The 15245-nt window shown below is 57.1% G+C and carries 21 protein-coding genes; 6 read left to right on the top strand and 15 right to left on the bottom strand.

The features are described from left to right. Positions 1-537: 537 nt before the first annotated feature. The 4 genes from ACZ5IL_RS12010 to ACZ5IL_RS11995 form a co-directional block, all read right to left on the bottom strand. Entirely contained in the window at positions 538-1530 is a 993-nt protein-coding gene (locus ACZ5IL_RS12010) for a hypothetical protein (RefSeq protein ID WP_464591686.1), read from the bottom strand. 478 nt (positions 1531-2008) lie between these two features. Then, on the bottom strand, positions 2009-3265 hold the full coding sequence (locus tag ACZ5IL_RS12005) for an AAA family ATPase (RefSeq protein ID WP_464596900.1): 1257 nt from the start codon (positions 3263-3265) through the stop codon (positions 2009-2011). Then, complete coding sequence (locus ACZ5IL_RS12000) at positions 3265-4107, bottom strand: DUF7146 domain-containing protein (protein ID WP_464591685.1); 843 nt, start codon at positions 4105-4107, stop codon at positions 3265-3267. Before ACZ5IL_RS12000 ends, ACZ5IL_RS12005 begins: the two co-directional genes overlap by 1 nt. After that, the gene (locus ACZ5IL_RS11995; protein ID WP_464591683.1) at positions 4091-4321 is read right to left on the bottom strand and encodes a hypothetical protein; all 231 of its coding nucleotides are present in this window, start codon (positions 4319-4321) and stop codon (positions 4091-4093) included. The genes ACZ5IL_RS12000 and ACZ5IL_RS11995 overlap by 17 nt, the downstream gene beginning before the upstream one ends. A gap of 161 nt (positions 4322-4482) precedes the next feature. On the opposite strand from ACZ5IL_RS11995, the gene ACZ5IL_RS11990 reads away from it, so the two are divergent. Then, a complete protein-coding gene (locus ACZ5IL_RS11990) occupies positions 4483-4698 on the top strand; it encodes a hypothetical protein (protein ID WP_464591681.1) in 216 nt (71 codons plus the stop codon). A 19-nt stretch (positions 4699-4717) separates the two neighbouring features. On the opposite strand, the gene ACZ5IL_RS11985 is transcribed toward ACZ5IL_RS11990, so the two are convergent. Together ACZ5IL_RS11985 and ACZ5IL_RS11980 are read right to left on the bottom strand one after the other, a co-directional pair. Then, the gene (locus ACZ5IL_RS11985; RefSeq protein ID WP_464591679.1) at positions 4718-4924 is read right to left on the bottom strand and encodes a helix-turn-helix transcriptional regulator; all 207 of its coding nucleotides are present in this window, start codon (positions 4922-4924) and stop codon (positions 4718-4720) included. 128 nt (positions 4925-5052) lie between these two features. Next, positions 5053-6321, bottom strand: a complete 1269-nt coding sequence (locus tag ACZ5IL_RS11980) for a tyrosine-type recombinase/integrase (protein WP_464591677.1) — start codon at positions 6319-6321, stop codon at positions 5053-5055. Between ACZ5IL_RS11980 and ACZ5IL_RS11975 the strand changes: the two genes are divergently transcribed. From ACZ5IL_RS11975 to ACZ5IL_RS11965, 3 genes are all read left to right on the top strand, one after another. After that, a complete protein-coding gene (locus ACZ5IL_RS11975) occupies positions 6320-6535 on the top strand; it encodes a hypothetical protein (RefSeq protein ID WP_464591675.1) in 216 nt (71 codons plus the stop codon). The genes ACZ5IL_RS11980 and ACZ5IL_RS11975 overlap by 2 nt on opposite strands. A gap of 438 nt (positions 6536-6973) precedes the next feature. After that, on the top strand, positions 6974-7657 hold the full coding sequence (locus ACZ5IL_RS11970) for an outer membrane protein (RefSeq protein WP_464591673.1): 684 nt from the start codon (positions 6974-6976) through the stop codon (positions 7655-7657). A gap of 120 nt (positions 7658-7777) precedes the next feature. After that, entirely contained in the window at positions 7778-7948 is a 171-nt protein-coding gene (locus ACZ5IL_RS11965) for a hypothetical protein (protein WP_464591671.1), read from the top strand. A 204-nt stretch (positions 7949-8152) separates the two neighbouring features. Here ACZ5IL_RS11965 and ACZ5IL_RS11960 read toward each other — a convergent pair whose 3' ends face one another. Continuing rightward, complete coding sequence (locus ACZ5IL_RS11960) at positions 8153-8611, bottom strand: hypothetical protein (protein WP_464591669.1); 459 nt, start codon at positions 8609-8611, stop codon at positions 8153-8155. A 50-nt stretch (positions 8612-8661) separates the two neighbouring features. Here ACZ5IL_RS11960 and ACZ5IL_RS11955 point away from each other — a divergent pair, with 50 nt between their 5' ends. Both ACZ5IL_RS11955 and ACZ5IL_RS11950 read left to right on the top strand, forming a co-directional pair. Continuing rightward, the gene (locus ACZ5IL_RS11955) at positions 8662-8856 is read left to right on the top strand and encodes a hypothetical protein (protein ID WP_464591667.1); all 195 of its coding nucleotides are present in this window, start codon (positions 8662-8664) and stop codon (positions 8854-8856) included. Between the two features lie 186 nt (positions 8857-9042). Beyond that, complete coding sequence (locus ACZ5IL_RS11950) at positions 9043-9291, top strand: hypothetical protein (protein ID WP_464591666.1); 249 nt, start codon at positions 9043-9045, stop codon at positions 9289-9291. A gap of 217 nt (positions 9292-9508) precedes the next feature. On the opposite strand, the gene ACZ5IL_RS11945 is transcribed toward ACZ5IL_RS11950, so the two are convergent. From ACZ5IL_RS11945 to ACZ5IL_RS11910, 8 genes are all read right to left on the bottom strand, one after another. Continuing rightward, positions 9509-10159: a hypothetical protein gene (locus ACZ5IL_RS11945; RefSeq protein ID WP_464591664.1), complete on the bottom strand. Its 651-nt coding sequence runs from the start codon at positions 10157-10159 to the stop codon at positions 9509-9511. Continuing rightward, positions 10160-10732 carry a hypothetical protein gene (locus ACZ5IL_RS11940; RefSeq protein ID WP_464591662.1) on the bottom strand — a complete coding sequence of 191 codons (573 nt, stop codon included), beginning with the start codon at positions 10730-10732 and terminating at the stop codon, positions 10160-10162. It abuts the gene before it with no gap. A 140-nt stretch (positions 10733-10872) separates the two neighbouring features. Next, the gene (locus ACZ5IL_RS11935; RefSeq protein WP_464591660.1) at positions 10873-11184 is read right to left on the bottom strand and encodes a hypothetical protein; all 312 of its coding nucleotides are present in this window, start codon (positions 11182-11184) and stop codon (positions 10873-10875) included. Further along, positions 11168-11566: a hypothetical protein gene (locus tag ACZ5IL_RS11930; protein ID WP_464591658.1), complete on the bottom strand. Its 399-nt coding sequence runs from the start codon at positions 11564-11566 to the stop codon at positions 11168-11170. Before ACZ5IL_RS11930 ends, ACZ5IL_RS11935 begins: the two co-directional genes overlap by 17 nt. Before the next feature lie 44 nt (positions 11567-11610). Next, positions 11611-12165 (bottom strand): hypothetical protein, encoded by a 555-nt coding sequence (locus tag ACZ5IL_RS11925; protein ID WP_464591656.1) that lies wholly within the window; start codon positions 12163-12165, stop codon positions 11611-11613. Positions 12166-12236: 71 nt separating this feature from the next. Beyond that, the gene (locus tag ACZ5IL_RS11920; RefSeq protein WP_464591654.1) at positions 12237-13754 is read right to left on the bottom strand and encodes a phage tail tape measure protein; all 1518 of its coding nucleotides are present in this window, start codon (positions 13752-13754) and stop codon (positions 12237-12239) included. A gap of 228 nt (positions 13755-13982) precedes the next feature. Beyond that, positions 13983-14291 (bottom strand): hypothetical protein, encoded by a 309-nt coding sequence (locus ACZ5IL_RS11915; RefSeq protein ID WP_464591652.1) that lies wholly within the window; start codon positions 14289-14291, stop codon positions 13983-13985. 12 nt (positions 14292-14303) lie between these two features. Continuing rightward, positions 14304-15065 (bottom strand): hypothetical protein, encoded by a 762-nt coding sequence (locus tag ACZ5IL_RS11910; RefSeq protein ID WP_464591650.1) that lies wholly within the window; start codon positions 15063-15065, stop codon positions 14304-14306. Positions 15066-15245 lie beyond the last annotated feature (180 nt).

Genomic DNA, 15245 nt, shown 5'->3' with positions numbered 1-15245 from the left:
CATTGTTCAGTGTGGCCATCTTGGCCGATCTCCTATTTAAAATTTAGATTTTGCGAGCAGTGAGGCAAAAGGAGACGCAGGGATTGGACCCGCGCCGAGGTTTTTGCACGTCACGTCAGGCCACAGTGATGTGGCCTTCATAATAATACGGTCCAACCCCTCGGACGAGGGACGTGGCAAGAACGTTTTTTTACTGAATGAAAGTTACGCCGAGGCGGCGCTCGTCACGCCACACAACCTGACAGCGAGCATCAAGGTCTGCGTTTGGTACGCGCAAGGCAAACGCTGTAGGCACTAATGGAGCGTCCCATGTCTGTATTGTCGCTGACGTGGCCGTCAAATGCCGAACCTTGCAGCGCATTGACGCTCCATCCAGCAGGATTCTTCCCTGCTGGGCGCCGGGCCGATAATTTGTCATACCCCGCCCCCCAGATTGATCGCACAACTTGCGGATCAACAGCGTCGCATCACATATAAACATTATATGATAAGATTCGTGCTGCAAATATGGCAAGCGGGATTGGGCTAGTTATCAACTCAAGCCGCCAACTTCTCCACGTCTGTCAACGCAGCTAGTGCTGCATCTTGTGCAGCCACAGCCTTCCGCTCCGATTGCTTGGTATCGCCCAAACCCATTGTCGCTGCGATCTCGCGTGCTGTCATGCCAATAATGCTCTGGTCCAGAATCTTAGCGTGTTCGCCAAGGGCCGCATCTATCCGCGGCGCGTCGAGTGTCTCTATAAGCTGCCGTTCCACCAGATCGTGGCCGCCTTCTGGACCGCTCTGCATCGCGCGCGGGTTACTGTGAACGCGGAACGCCATGAATTCGGCACCTTTGGCAATCGCGGTAACGTGCCGTGGAATCCTACAGGCAGGATAGAGTCCGGAATTATTCCAGGCATCATCAAATGAATGCCGACCACCGACGCCGATGCGATCGATAACGCGTCGGTTATTATTGGCAGCGCCCATGGCTTGGACCCAATGCGCAGCGCGGAGCCGACGATAGTCCTCGCCCTCGCTCGGCGTGGTGCTGCGGCGGCATCGCTCCGGTAGGCGGCCGCTTCCGCGAATGGATAGATGACGCGCATTGTCGTCTTGCCGTTCGTGTTCGGATTTGCGGCGCTTCCCTTTCGGTTGCCGAAACAACTCTGCCGTAGCGTGCCAGCGCTCGTCAGACCCGCGCCATTCGGAAATAACGCCGTTGGAATCGAACCGCAGGCGAGCGCGCATTGGCGTATTCAGCTCCTGCGGTGTAATCGGGCCGTAACCGTCACGCGCAGCGATTGCGTCTTGCGTCGCGAGTCGGACCATCTCGTCGGGCGACGGCCGGATCTCGATCACGCGGTCCGCAAGTGGCTTGCCGGCCTCGGGCAAGTTACTTTCCGCGGATAGCCAGGTCGGAACAACGGGCACAGTTCCGTACCTGATGAGGCGCCTTAGATCTTCTTTTCTGCTAGCGCGGGCGAGACGGATGGCGAGCGGAATGGCCGCGGTGGTTTTGCGGGTATTGTCGTTTGCGTGAAGCATTTTTGGGCTCTCGACGTGATTGCTGTGCCTGGCCCTTTTGGGCTCTAATTCTGTTCGGGCCGTCTTTGCGGCCTTTGCTACAATTTGAAAACTTGCGGGCTAACGCGTTTGACTGGAACGCCGGTAGTTAGGCGCAAAGTCCTAAGAGAGTGAGACCACCCCTCTGAATGCTTTTTTTCTTATGGTTTAGTGCTGCGCTTGGGGAACGCCGGTATCTAGGCGCGTCGCCGGCAGGATCTAACCCTCCCTCCCGGACCATGTTTACCTTTCGGTTTTGCACGCGGAAATGTTTCCCTGGTGCCGCGGGTCACCTACGGATGGCGGGAGAGTTGTGAGGTACCCCGCCAGTTTGCCGTGGTGCCGCGGTCTGCCGTGATCGATTTTTCAACTACGGCATAGGAGTCGCACCGGTTCTGCCGTGGTAGTGTTCCCCCTTTAGGGGGAACTACTACGGCAACGGCGGCGACAGTTACTAACGTTATGATCTATCCATGCCGGGGTCAGAGTCTTCCGCCCACTCTCCAACGACGAGATAGTTTCGCGGCTCGCGCTTCTCATTATTCCGAATTTCGACTCGGAACATGCCACTTGCCTTCCATGCCTTAAGGCACTCTCGCACCAGCGCCCTATCGGCCTTATTGTCGAGGTCCAGCCCCATTACCTTTGCGACAGCACATCCGGCCCATTTGTCTCCGGCCTGGATTGCTTCCATCCATTCGCCAGAAGCAATCTCCGACTGCACTGCCCGTAGATTGCCAACCGTCACTCCAGCCATAGTGTCTGGCCACCTCCACTCTGTGGCGACACCGACAAGGTCGGCTGGACGATCTGGAGTGTCATTTCCTAACGGGATGCTTTCCAGCTTGCGCCACGTTGATTTTGCTGACGGTGGCGACATGTTCGCCTTGGCGTCCGTTATTCGGAAGTACAGTCGTCGATTATCAACGTGTGCCTTGTCCGCCTCGTCCTGCGTCATACCATTTAGGGCACGAGCAGAGCGCGCTGCACCGATCAAGGCTACCGCTCCGCGGGCGGACTCCGCGGTGACCTCCGCACCACCCAGCTTCTTTGAATGGTGGACAAGCTCGACCGCGCAGTTGGTGCGTTCAAGGATGGGCTGCCAAAACTTCTTGATAACGGCGTCGATCATCATGTTGTCGTTCTCGCTAACCTGATGTGTCGATACGAACGGGTCCATAATCAGGACGTCAATCTTTCTTCGCTTGATCTCGGTCTCTAACACCTCGGCAAATGGCACAGCGATCCTCACCTCGTTCTTTGCCTGCACGGCAGCCACGAAGTTCTGCTCGCGGAAGCTATCGACGAACAGATGCCCCGCAATCTCCTGTGGGTTAATGCCGTAATGAATACAGGCAGCCGCGATACGACGATCAAGCTCGTCCCGAGGGTCTTCGTTGAACAGCCAGACGCGGCAACGCTCATGGACTCGTTCGCCGAGCAGCGGGCGGTCTGCCGCCATCGATAACGCCTCTACAATGCTGTTGGAAGTTTTGCCAAGGCCACCGGGACTCACAGTCGTGGAGATGTACTTCCGAATATAATGGTAGCCATAGATCCAGCGTCGCGGCGGAATCATCTTGGGATCGACCCACTTCCACTCTGTTGCAATGATAGCTGGCTTCGAGGGTGCCGCATTGTCATTTGCCGGCTTCGGGGGTACCTCAGCCTCATTGAACGTAGTGCCAGGCTGCGATTTCCAGCTAAGGGGTGCCATCACGCTGCACCTCGCATATCTGCGAAATCAGCACCGGTCTCAGAAGGCGCAACGATCTCAACTTCTCTATCTGCTTTGTGCCACCGTTGGGCGCAGACGTTCGCGGCATTCATGCCTGCATGGTCGTTATCTGCGAAGATGCTAAGGCATTGAATGCCGGCCAACACCGGAAACGCAGTCATCGTGCCGGCCGACAGGCAAGCCCAGATAGGAGTGAAGCCGGTTGCGATACAGGTCTCCAGCCCCTCACCTATACCGAGTCCATACTCGACATCTTCATCGGCAGAGAGACGCACCACGGCGCCCTTGGCCTTGCCGTACATCTTTCGATCGAGCTTGCGGCCATCGCGGTCGAGGAAGGTGCAGTGAACGCCGCACGGCTCCGCGGTGACGGCATCCGTCATCAACGCGACCATGCTGCGGTCATTCACCCGGAAGCGGATTGCGTCGCCGCTGTATGATAGGCCGCGAGATGCCAGATAGCGCTCCGCCAGCGTGCCCGCTATCGAGACTGACACATTCCAACGCCCGAGTGCGGAGCGAATCCGCGCGGGTTCGTCGTCATCACGTTCGCGAAGGCGGATAACTGGCGTGTTGTCGTTGGCGTGTTCGCGGTGCCAGTCATTGGATAGTCCGAGGCGTTGGCGCACATAATCTTTACACTCGCGCCAGTCGTCGCTCGCAAAGCTTGTGACGCTGAAGGAGCCATCGGATTTGAATTTGACCCTTAGGCTGCGGTCGGCCCGGGAATGACCGGGACCAGGGCAGAGCACATACTCGCCACTGATTAGATCTCCGCCGAGGGCGTGAGCGATAGAACGGATGTTAGCGGAGATTGGCATCTGGCAATCGCCCCACCTGTGAGAGAACTAAATTGGAAATCTGCTTGACGGCTTCCGGCGAAAAACTCGCCGAGCGCGCATAGACGCGGCTGGAGCCATCGACCGCCCGTTGAATCTTCACGTCGAACAGTCGAATGCCATCGGCTACTTCGATATCGGCGCGCGCAACATCGCGACCGCCCGGGCCTGGCGGATAGGTCTGTAAGATTTTCATAGAGGTCTCGTGGTTGGGTTTAACGTGCACCCGATGCGTGAACGCCGGTCGTGCTGGGTCGGAGCTAAAGGCAGCGCGTATCGACAATTTTAGATATCTGCGAAAAATTGTCTCAGCGATTACGAGATAAATTGCCAACGTCGGTGGGAGAGAATCTCCGGATGTCCGTCTTGCTTGAAGACCACGGATTGCCGCTCATTCAGTTAAAAGAGCGGCGCCGCGATTTGATCGTTGCGCTTATGGGACGACATGGCCCGGTGTCGGAACAGGAGATCGCGGAAATCGCGGCCGTCCAAAGTGCCATCGCCGCCTTCGAGGCCGTCCTTGAGGATTTGGACGCTGAGGCGGAGGCTACATTTCGCGAACGCGCGGCATAGCGGACGACTGGCGGAAGCATCACGCTGCCTCCACCGCTTTGGCCGGCTGGTTGTCGTTGGCTACAGTGCAGGATTTCGCCCACTCGTCCAACGCTGCGGTGGAATACACAATTACGCGCCCGAACCGCATGAACTGCGGCCCGCCGCCGTAAATTCTGGCCTTGTCGAGAAAGCTTTTTGAAACGCCCAAGTACTGGGCCGCCTCCACTACCCTGATGTTTGCCACTAGCACCTCCTAGTTGCCTGCGTTTGACACAAGTAACTAGGGATTTGCGCGCGTTTTAAGTAAACAAAAAGCGGCGGATTTTTTCTGGGATTACGCTTCGATATCAAACGGCCTTGGCAATGGCGCCATTACTTCGTCCCCACGATGGCAGGGGCGATCTTCTCGCCGATGGCCTCAACGGCGCGGCGGCGAACCTCATCGGCCGCATGGGCATAACGTTTCGTTGTTGCGGCGTTACTGTGCCCAAGGAGGGCGCCGATGACGGGTAACCCCATCTGCTCACCGACTCCGGTCGTACCGAACGCATGTCTCAGATCGTGAATTCTAACGCCACTTACACCGGCCCGCTTGAGGATGGATGTCCAAGGTCGCTTCAGGTCGGCGCGGGGTTTCTCTTTCTTCGTACCCGCTGACTCCCCCGCGAACACATAGGCGCCGAGCCGCGTCAGGCCCTTTATAATGTCGATACCAGCAGTCGGAAGATAGATGACTTTCCTTCCAGTCTTCGAGTCCGGCAGCCGCAGCACGCCTCGCTCAAAGTCAACTTCTGTCCACCGGAGATTGAGTATCTCCCGCAACCGCGCGCCGGTCAGCATAATGATACGGATCGCGGCGGTGGCGTAGGGCGACATGACTACCCGTTGACCTTTGGGGGCGTGCTTGGCGTCCCCAGCGTCTACCGGCAGGCCGACCGTCTCGGCCTCGATCATCGCTTTGCCGATGGCGAGTAGTTCTGCCGCGGTCAGCGGCCGATCGCGTTCATGCTCTTCATGACGATCGATACCGGATGCCGGGTTTGTGCCCTTGGGAACATACGTCACGCCCTTAGATTTAGGCGGGCCATGCTTGCTACCCCACGCATAAGCGGCCTTAAGAACAGCCACAGCGCGGTTCGCGGCATATTTGCCGCGGGTCCCACTGACCTTGCCGTGCATCCGCTGCACGTCGCTCAAGGTCACCGCAGCGGCCTTACCGGTGCCGATGTGCGGGATGATGTTGACCTTGACTATTCCCTCGTAGCCGTCAGCCGTCGACGCTTTCCGATGGATGCGGGTGCGCGCGATATACAGTTTCATCAGCTCCGCGACCGTCACGCCAGCCCGTTCGTCGGCGCGCGATTTCGCCAGATCAGTCCCGAGGGTCGCGTTCGCAATTGCCCGCCGGGCTGCCTCTCGCGCTTCGTTGGCCTTGAGGGTTCCGACGCGGCCCAACTTGAGGCGCTTCTTCGATCCGCCTGCTACGGGACGAAATTCAGCGAAGTAGGTACCGGTACCCGTGGTGGTCCGATACAGGCCGAAACCAGCAAGGTCATCGTCGAAATAGTACGTGGTCTTATTTGGAACCGCCGACTTCATGAGCGCAGCCACGCTGTCGGTCGTAACCTTGATCTTCGCCATGCCCCACCAAATTTATAGCCACTATATAGCCAGCAATCTGGCTATCGGCCTTGAAAAATCAAGTGGTCATTGGTTGGATAATGTTGGATTTATCGGCTTTTATTGGGATTCATCCAACGGCAGGAATGGCTATAAAACAGGCCAATTAAAACTTTTAATCATGGGGTCGATGGTTCGAGTCCCTCCGCGCTCACCATCTAAATACATGATTTAAAAGAAATATTTCTCGTAAATCGTCATGTGCTTAAATCCCCATTCTGTACTCGGGAAACACAAGGGAAACAGAATTTTCAAACGAGCTTGTATCTTCTACGACAACTTCAAAGCTGGTCAGGCAGCCGCGCACCTTGTGCCCTGCACTCTCGCACGACCGCAATCGCGCATACGAGCGCTTGATGGATCGTGGATCAGGCCATATGGGAGGCAATGTATTGCTTGGATTTCAGATCGATCTGTGTCTATTTGGCCGAGCCGGCAATTGTCCGGTCCAGGAATCGAATCATCCTTAGCCCCGCCCACGAATGGCGGGGCTTTTTTTGCGTATGCGCGGCGCGATCATTTCTGCCCAGTGTGCCCCTCCCGCTACAGCCCCACCCGAGTTCTTACCTTTAGGATAGGCGCTATCGATCGATTCCAACTTTGGGGTTCCCTCATGAAGAAAATTCTTCTAGCAACCGCAGCCGTGCTCATCAGCGCGTCAGCTGCCTCCGCCGCCGATCTCGCAGCTCGTCCCTACACCAAGGCGCCGCCCTACGTTCCACAAGCGCCGATCTACAACTGGACCGGATTCTATATCGGTGGCCATATCGGCGGCGCTTTCGGCGGCAGCAATAACGTCCTGGCACCGGGCTTTATCACCAACAACAACGATGGCCGGTTCATGGGTGGTGGTCAGATCGGCTACGACACGCAGTTCTCGCCGAACTGGGTGTTCGGTATCGAAGCCAACTATAGCTTCCTCGACACCGGCAGCAATTTCGCCAACCGTGGCCTCGGATCGGTCACCGGCCGGCTCGGCTACACCTGGGGTCCGGCGCTGCTGTACGTCAAGGGCGGCTATGGCTGGGCTGATTCGCGCTTCACCAACGGCTTCGCTGGCAACGGCGGCCGTGACGGTTACACCGTCGGCGGCGGTCTCGAATACCTGTTCACCCAGAACTGGTCGGGCAAGGTCGAGTACCAGTACTACGATTTCGGCACTGTGAACTTCGTCGGTCCGGCTCCGGGTTTGGTCGCCGGCAGCTTCCGCAACGACCAGCACACCATCAAGGTCGGCCTGAACTATCGTTTCAACTGGGGTGCTCCGGTGGGCGCTCCGCTTGCTCCGGGATACTGATCACTTCTGAACTGATTGGGAAAGGCCGGCAATTGTGCCGGCCTTTTTCTTTTGCTCGATTAAGCGGAAGCTCGGCTCGGAATCGGTGAAGGATGGTAGCAAGCGGACAGAACGCGCATCATGTTGACCAAATCGGAAGAGTACAGAGAGAACGCCCGCAACTGCGGTGAACTCGCCGATGAGGCGAAGGATTTGCCTTCGAAGAACCGCTACAGGCGAATGCAGGACGCTTGGCTTGCCCTTGCCGAGGAGCAGGACTGGCTAGACGGTCTATCGCCACCTCGTAATTAGATGACCGCCGGAGCGAGCTTGACTGTGCCAGCAGGCAAGAAGGGCCGTCACTGCGGAAAACGGAAGCTGGCGAGAGATCGCTGAAGATACTCAGTCAACTTTGCGGCGGCGTCGGGCCATTCGATAAACGCCGTAAGCAAATCCGAGTATCGGAAGCTCAGCGGCGCGCCCATCAATGGCCCGCCGGCCTTCTCCCAAACCGATTCATAAGCGGTCCCAAAACTGAATCGCGTCTAGCTGCACGGCGAACTCGTAGACGCACCATGAGCCGTCGCGTTCGATGCGCTCGCCTGTCCCGTCGAACGGGATACTATTCATTTTGCAAACCGCTTCGATGAATCCCCAATGCGCGCGAATGTAGCTGTCTTCAAACGCGACGTGATAGGGCCGCGCGCCGCGCCATCGATATTGTCCACTGCCGCGTTGGTGAAAGTCTTTTCGCTGCATCATGAACTCGGGCAGCCGTGCAATGCCGTTAGCAATGCGGCGCGCTTCGTCGGACGTGAGATGGTTATGCGCGAAGCGAACGCCTTGAAGATCGTCGCGGCACGGCACGAACGCGAGTGGGATGCCCTTGGCGTCACTGACGATGAACGGTCCTGCGCCGTCCCTGTGGACATGCCAAGGCGGCGGAAAACGTCGTTTTGGACCACTTGACACCATGAGAACAAACTGAGAACATTATCCTACGTCGTCAAGATGGAAAATTGCCAATGCTCGCTCAGCCTGAAGAGAATCCGCAGTCTGAAAGCGAAAGGCTGGAAGCTGCGGCGGACGCAGCTATTGCGGCCTGCGGTGGCGACATGAAGAGCGCCGTTCGCGCGCTGATCCTGGCAAACGAGTTTCTGGAATGGGAATTAGCGACGAAAGTATCCGCCGGATATTTGCGCGGCGTAAGGGCGGTTTAGGTGCTATAATGGATAGCACTATGGACTGGCATGGCGAAGAACAACGCGACCTAAAAAATGGGCGCGAATTCAAGCGCAGGCACCGGCGTGACCCCTTCAAGCATCTAGCGGGCGGAGCGTATTGGGCGGCTTTGCTCGCCCTTCTATTCGCGCTTTTTGTCTGCACGAACTCCGGGTGACGCAATCATGACCGATGTTACATACTACGTGGCCCTGCCCTTCGGCATTGGCGACGATGGCCCCGAGCCTCGCGAAGCTATGGAGTGTACCAGCGCGAACGCTGCGATTAGAAGCGCTGAGCGAATGGCGCACACTGAGGGAAATATCGGCGCTGTGGCGTTCAGCCGTACAGGCGATCCGGGCAGCGGCGAGTTTTCTGATGCGGTTTTGCTGAAAGCGTTTGGCGACGTGCCTAGCGATTTGAGCGCTTTGTAAGGGGCAAACATGAGATGGATTTTTAAAACTCGTGCGGGCTTGGCTCAGGTAATACGGGTGTCACGCGGCTATGATCTGGTATTCGATGGTGAAACTCTTGAGTCTCATACGTCTCCTGCATCAGCCGCAGAAGCTCTAGCTAACGGCACATGCTTTTGGCCTTCAGCGGGCGACCCAAGCGACCTTGGTATCCCGGAAGATATTAGCGAGTGGACTTTCATTCCCGCATCTTAGTGAAGATGCTTGCAGGATTCGCTGCACGCTCTGCCAAACCGTGACCTAGACCGGACAGTATGATTGGCAACGCAGCCTCATAATCCAACCGTCGATATTCCAAAAGGGCTTCGGCGAGATTGCTTACAGCGCCCCAATTATTTGCAACCGTCGATAACGCTTCTTCGATCAACGATTCTCTAGAGGGAACGTCACAGCTAAACCGTTGCAACTCCGCTAGTTGCTTAAGGGCTTGATAAGAATCGCAGTTGCCCGCATTGGTGCTACTCTCTAACCATTCAGCTAGATTCACGCGGAGTGCGAAAAGAATGTCCGCTGCCTCTTCGCCCTGCTCAAGATCAAATTTCTCGATTAACGTGAAAAGACCTTCAGAAGCGGGACCGGCAATCGAATCAATGATGTCCCAGCGCAACCATTCTTGGTGATGACGTTCCGTTTCGAATGTTACCGGCCCAATGCCTTCCACAAAACCTGAAACTTCTCCGGCAACATTTTTGCCGCCACTGGCATAGATTTCAATCGCTTCGAAGCACTTGGGCTTAAACCCTCTCGCCCGCGCCCCGACAACGCGGGCCACCGCGTGTCCCGCTTCATGATAAGCGGAAAGCACTAAGTGTTTTTTCGATGTATCCATTCATGCGCCTCGCACGACAGCGCGCTCTATCCCCTCCGGGAAATCCTGGTACCATTCGAACACCTTCGCGAGTGTCATAGGCTCTTCGAATGGCATATCACCGGGAAGATCGCCCGCAACGAAAAGAGAATGGGTTTTATCATCCCATACAACCAGGTAGTCTCGCAGTTTGAAGCGTTCCCCGGTGTCGGGGTGATTGTCGTCGTAATGTCGAATAGCAATGATGCGCCCGCACCTGCCATCCGCCATTACGAATCCGTCCGCAACTTCAAACTTCGATGTCAGCCCGCCGAATACCGGCTCTTCGCCAGTTCCCACGCCGGGATCACGTTCGATCACGGATAGCAGTTGGTGCAGTAGTGTCGGGGCGAGCGGCCCCGTCGCCAAAGAGTATTCAGAGGGGCAATCTTCGGCATATTGCGTCAACGTGTCGTGCAACGCTTTCCGCGCCTCGAAAGGCGCGGCTGCAAGCGTGTTCTCAAGTGCGTTGAGAACGCCGTATACGTCGACCTTGTCGGTGCTCTCGTTAGCCCCATCCGTGATGCTGATCGTCAACATGGATTCTTGCCCCATGGGTTGCGGCCATTAATTCAACCGTGAGGTTGACCCTGCATGCGCTTCACCTCCTTGTCGAGACCTTGACTGAAATTGATTTTTCTTTATTATGTAGAAATATCAAATAGTTATGTAATACGATGTGATACTACAACGCATTACAAACCGGACAGCGTTTTGTCTTCCTGATAGCGCGCGATCAACTCGCGAGCGCGTCGTCGCCCGAGGCACCGTTCTAAGAATAGGGGCCCGCTATATTTGATAAGCACCTTCACTAACTCGCGCGGATATGCCCGGCGCGACGCCGCATAAGCGAGCGCTGGCAACACTAGCTCCGGAAGGTCTTCGCAGAGCACGAACACGTCGAGCGAATCCACACGACAACGGCGAAGCCGGGCCAAAGCCACGGCAAGCACATCTGGCATATCAACTTCAAGCGCGCCCGTGCGCGCACTATGAAAACCTTGCATGCCCTCCCCCCTCGCGGCCCATTTGGTTCACAAGACAGACGATGCGCGACACGCCGTCGTCCTGTATGTCCGTGATCTCAAATATCTCGCCGCTGCAAAGCCTCTTGATCTGATAGCCTTGCAGCGTGACGAACGGCAACACGCCGTAGCCGAAGCTAAACGATGGTTTGCGCGTTGAGATTGGAACGCTCAACCCGTGCTCACGTGCTCGGTCAGCACCTAGTCTGATTAACGTGGCCGGTGACAAGAACACGGCCGCCACAGTGACGGCTTTGTCAGGAATCGGTGTTCCCTGAAAATTGGGCTTACCCGGCATTACGGGACACACAGTCACGCGCTCAGCAAAACATTCGTCGATGGCTGCGGAAACTTCATTCACCATGGATTCCCGCCAATGAGTGTCAAACAGCATAATGTCTTGCCCTCTTATGGTGCAGCCGTGAGCGCGTTCGACGCTTGCGGCTTAGTGCCGTTATCGCCGGGGCCTTGCATACTTGTGCCAAGATGCCCGTTTAGCGAAATGCTCGCGGCGCTCTCGGCCCGACGAATAATGCCCTCAAGATAGGGCGTCGGCCGCACATCCCCGCTTATGTTGACATGCAGTTCGGCTTCGCCGTTCACGGTACCTTCGACTTGGGTTTTGCCCGGATCGCCGAAACCACGCGAAGCGGGAGCGCCAGTGCCAAGAATTACTGAATCCTGCCAGCCCCTCGACGTTACACCTTCGGTCCCGCTGTTTCGGAGGTATCGGCTCGACACGTCATCAAGCACAGGCGGCTGATATGCATCGAACCGGCCGGGCAACGGCATGTCACCCCAAACCCTTTGACTATTCAGGGCCGCGCGCCTTCGGCGGTAATGCGAGGCCCCGCTATCAGTTCCCGCAGCTTCTGCCATTATCTCCGGCCAAAGAAATTCGTAACCGGCATAGGCGATGCCCGCCCATCCCGCCGCACGGGAGATGAGGCCGAGCGCGCCCAAGGCTGAAGCGGCCTTGCCTGATCCGGCGGCCTTACCCGCAGCCCCGCCCGGCGCGGCGGTGCCTCCGGCCGCTAGAAGGTCGAAGCCGCCGCTCTGCGGGCGGATATGACGAGCGATGCAAACGAATAAACGAGACCACCAGCCGCTGTAACGGATGTCAACCCGGCAAAGATGCCTGCGGCCTGCTGAACTTTCGGATCAAGGTTATTGAACGAAACGATAAGCGCTGAAGCCTTATCGGCTGCCGATGTCAGCCATCCTTCGTTGGCTTGAACGACGGTGTTCTGCAAGGCTTCAAACGATGCGGCTAAACGATCCGTCGCGGCGGCAAGGCCCTTGTTCATGTCGTCTGAGACATGCTGCGCAAAGCCATCCGCCTTCGACTGATCGGACTTAGCTTCGCAATACTTGTCGCGCTCTGCGAGCAACGCTGTTCCGCGAGCGCCTTGTTTATCGCCCAAGAAACCTTGCATCAGCATCGGACTGTTGACCGCCATAAACCGGTCAAGCAACTCCCCGCCTCGAATGCCCGTCTTCGTCCAATCGAAGTATTCATTAGACGAGCGGACCAAATTCTTGCGATCAGTCTCAGACAGCTTGTCGCCATCCGACCGTCGCGCTTTGACGACGGCCTCCGCGAACTTACCCCGATCCGACAACAGTTCGTCGCCGTGTTCCTCGATTTCCTTATCGAACACCGCGATTGCTTGCTTGCTGAGGCCCTTTCCGAACGAACGGGACAGTTTATCGCTCAGCCCTTGACCGCTAATCGTCCCATGGCCTGCATACTCATCAAGGTTGAGTCCGTATTGCGCAGTGATTTCCCGGCCCTTGCGCGTTGGGGCCATCATCCTTGCGTAGAACTGGCGCGCGAACACGCCACCTTCACTTCCCACAATTCCGCCCCTGCGCAATGCCATGCCCATTGCGAGGTTTTGCTCGGGCGTCACGTTGACCGCATTCGACGCCGCCGCGCTGTAACGCATAAAATCGAGCACGTCGCTAAACCGCATATTCGACTTTTTGGTCGCAACGGCTGCCACGTCGTTTAAGTGCATTGCTTTGCGCTGAGCGTCTGCCGGGCTATCAATTTTGACACCGTACTGGCTCAGCAAGGTTTCCATGAGTTCTGCATTTTGTTCGCTCGTGACCCCCATCGCGCGAGCGCCGATAGCCGTCGGGCCGGTGATCGCCACGTTCGTCGCGGCGTCATACTTCAACCGGCCGAACGTTTCGTGCGCCTTTTGGGTCGCTTCGACCGTTGAGCCATATACGGCGGCAAGGTCGCGTTGCTGTTTACGCAACGCTTGCATGTCCGCGTCGCTGTACCCGGTGCGGGCTTGGATTGCCCGATCTTCGCGAAGATACGGCAAGGCGTGCTTGATGGCCTCAACCCCACCATGCACCATGCGCAGGCCCGCATAACCGACGACGGTCGCGGCAATGGCCTTATGCGCAGAATGCATCTGATGCAGCACGCCAACATGACGTTGCGCAGCGGCCGTCGCGCTATCGATTGAGCGGGTATAGCGGCCGCCTAAGCCTTCGCCGCTGGCAATCTCATGACCGACGCGCTTCGCGCGCTCCATGGTCGCTATCAGTTCTTTGAACTTTGGACTCGCCAAGTCATTGACGCTAATATTTGCGGTCACGCTAGGTGACGACATATGCCTATCCCTTCTTATTCCGTTCGCGGTAAGCATCTAGCTCCGCAAGCATGTCGGCATATTTCATAAGTTCTCGCAGCCTCATTCGTTTGGCGCTGCGCCAGTCAAGCCCACGTTCGCTAACTAGCGCAGCAATCAAACGGCGAGTGGCTACGAAGGGTTTCGGTCGGGTACGGCTCCCACGATGATTCTGGCGATCTCGCTGCGCAGCTTCATAAAGTCCGAGACGGACAGGTCTTGCAGGATCAAGTCGTCAATGCCGGTCATCTCAGACGCAAACTGCATGACGGCCTTGTTGTTAAATACGTACTCGTAACCGTCGCCGTCCTTGATCGGCTGAATCTTGAACGGGTCATCGTATTTCACGAGCAGGCCAGCGCGCGGGGCCTTGAGTTTCAGTTCGTTTACTTCGCCGTCGTGGGTCTTCAGCGGCTCGGAAAGCTTAAAGGTCTCAGACATATTCGATCTCCCTTACCGTGCGTTCTTGGTCAACGTGGCGGCATCAAATCCGCTCTGTGCTAGCGCTTGCGCGAACGGTGTACCCATCCGATGATGTGCATCGAAGGCCAGTCGCAGGGCTTTCGCCTCTTGCGAGTGGTCCTGCCCGTTCTTGATAAGCATCGTTTGGCGAATTTCAGCGAGGCGCTTTAGCTTATCAGGGCTTTCCGTGCTGACGGCTGCGGGCGTGATCGCCGTTTTGACCTTCGCCGCGTAACCACGGCTCTTGTTGAAAGCGGCCGTACCGCCGCTGATTTGAGCAAGACGTTCGGTGCGCGGATCGATAGTCACTGTTTCAACCTCTCGGGTGTCGGCTTGTTCGGTTTCGACCGGCAGGCCCCGCAGAAATGCGCGAGCCGCGTCGACGGACATGTTTGTTTCATTTTGCGCCAGCACTAATTCGGCAGTCGCGTCCGGGCGGTCTTTCGCTTCCGGTGAAGTGATGATGGACGAACGCCACGCCCGATGCGGCGACAACGCTGCGGCCTGCGGGATACGCTCCCCAATGCTGAAACCAGCCCCACGAGCGGTGTCCGCCGCGACTACAACGCCCCGCGCTAACACGACGTTGCCCTTTTCGTGGGGATGTACACTCGCAGCCTTCTCGCCTTCCGGCCACGGCACAACGTCAAAGCCGCGCGATTCCGCCTCGGATCGGCGCATCTGGTAGCCGTCCGGCAAAATGACTGTATCTAAAAGGCGATTAGGGTGTTTCCACGCTGCCTGATGCGTCATAGTGAAACCTCAATATCTAAAGCGCCGATACGGCGCATGGGTTGGAACGTAAGGCCCGACGCGAACCGCGCGGCCTCGGTTAGCGTTTTGGCCGCAAAGCAATTCGAGACGGCGAATTTCCATTCGCAGTTCTTTGACGTTGCCTCGGTGCCAAGTGCACCATTGATCGCCGTGGCGAGT

The sequence above is a fragment of the Nitrobacter sp. CN101 genome, from assembly GCF_055390255.1.
Note: the sequence above shows the minus strand (reverse complement) of the source record. Positions and strands in the feature narration are given on the sequence as shown.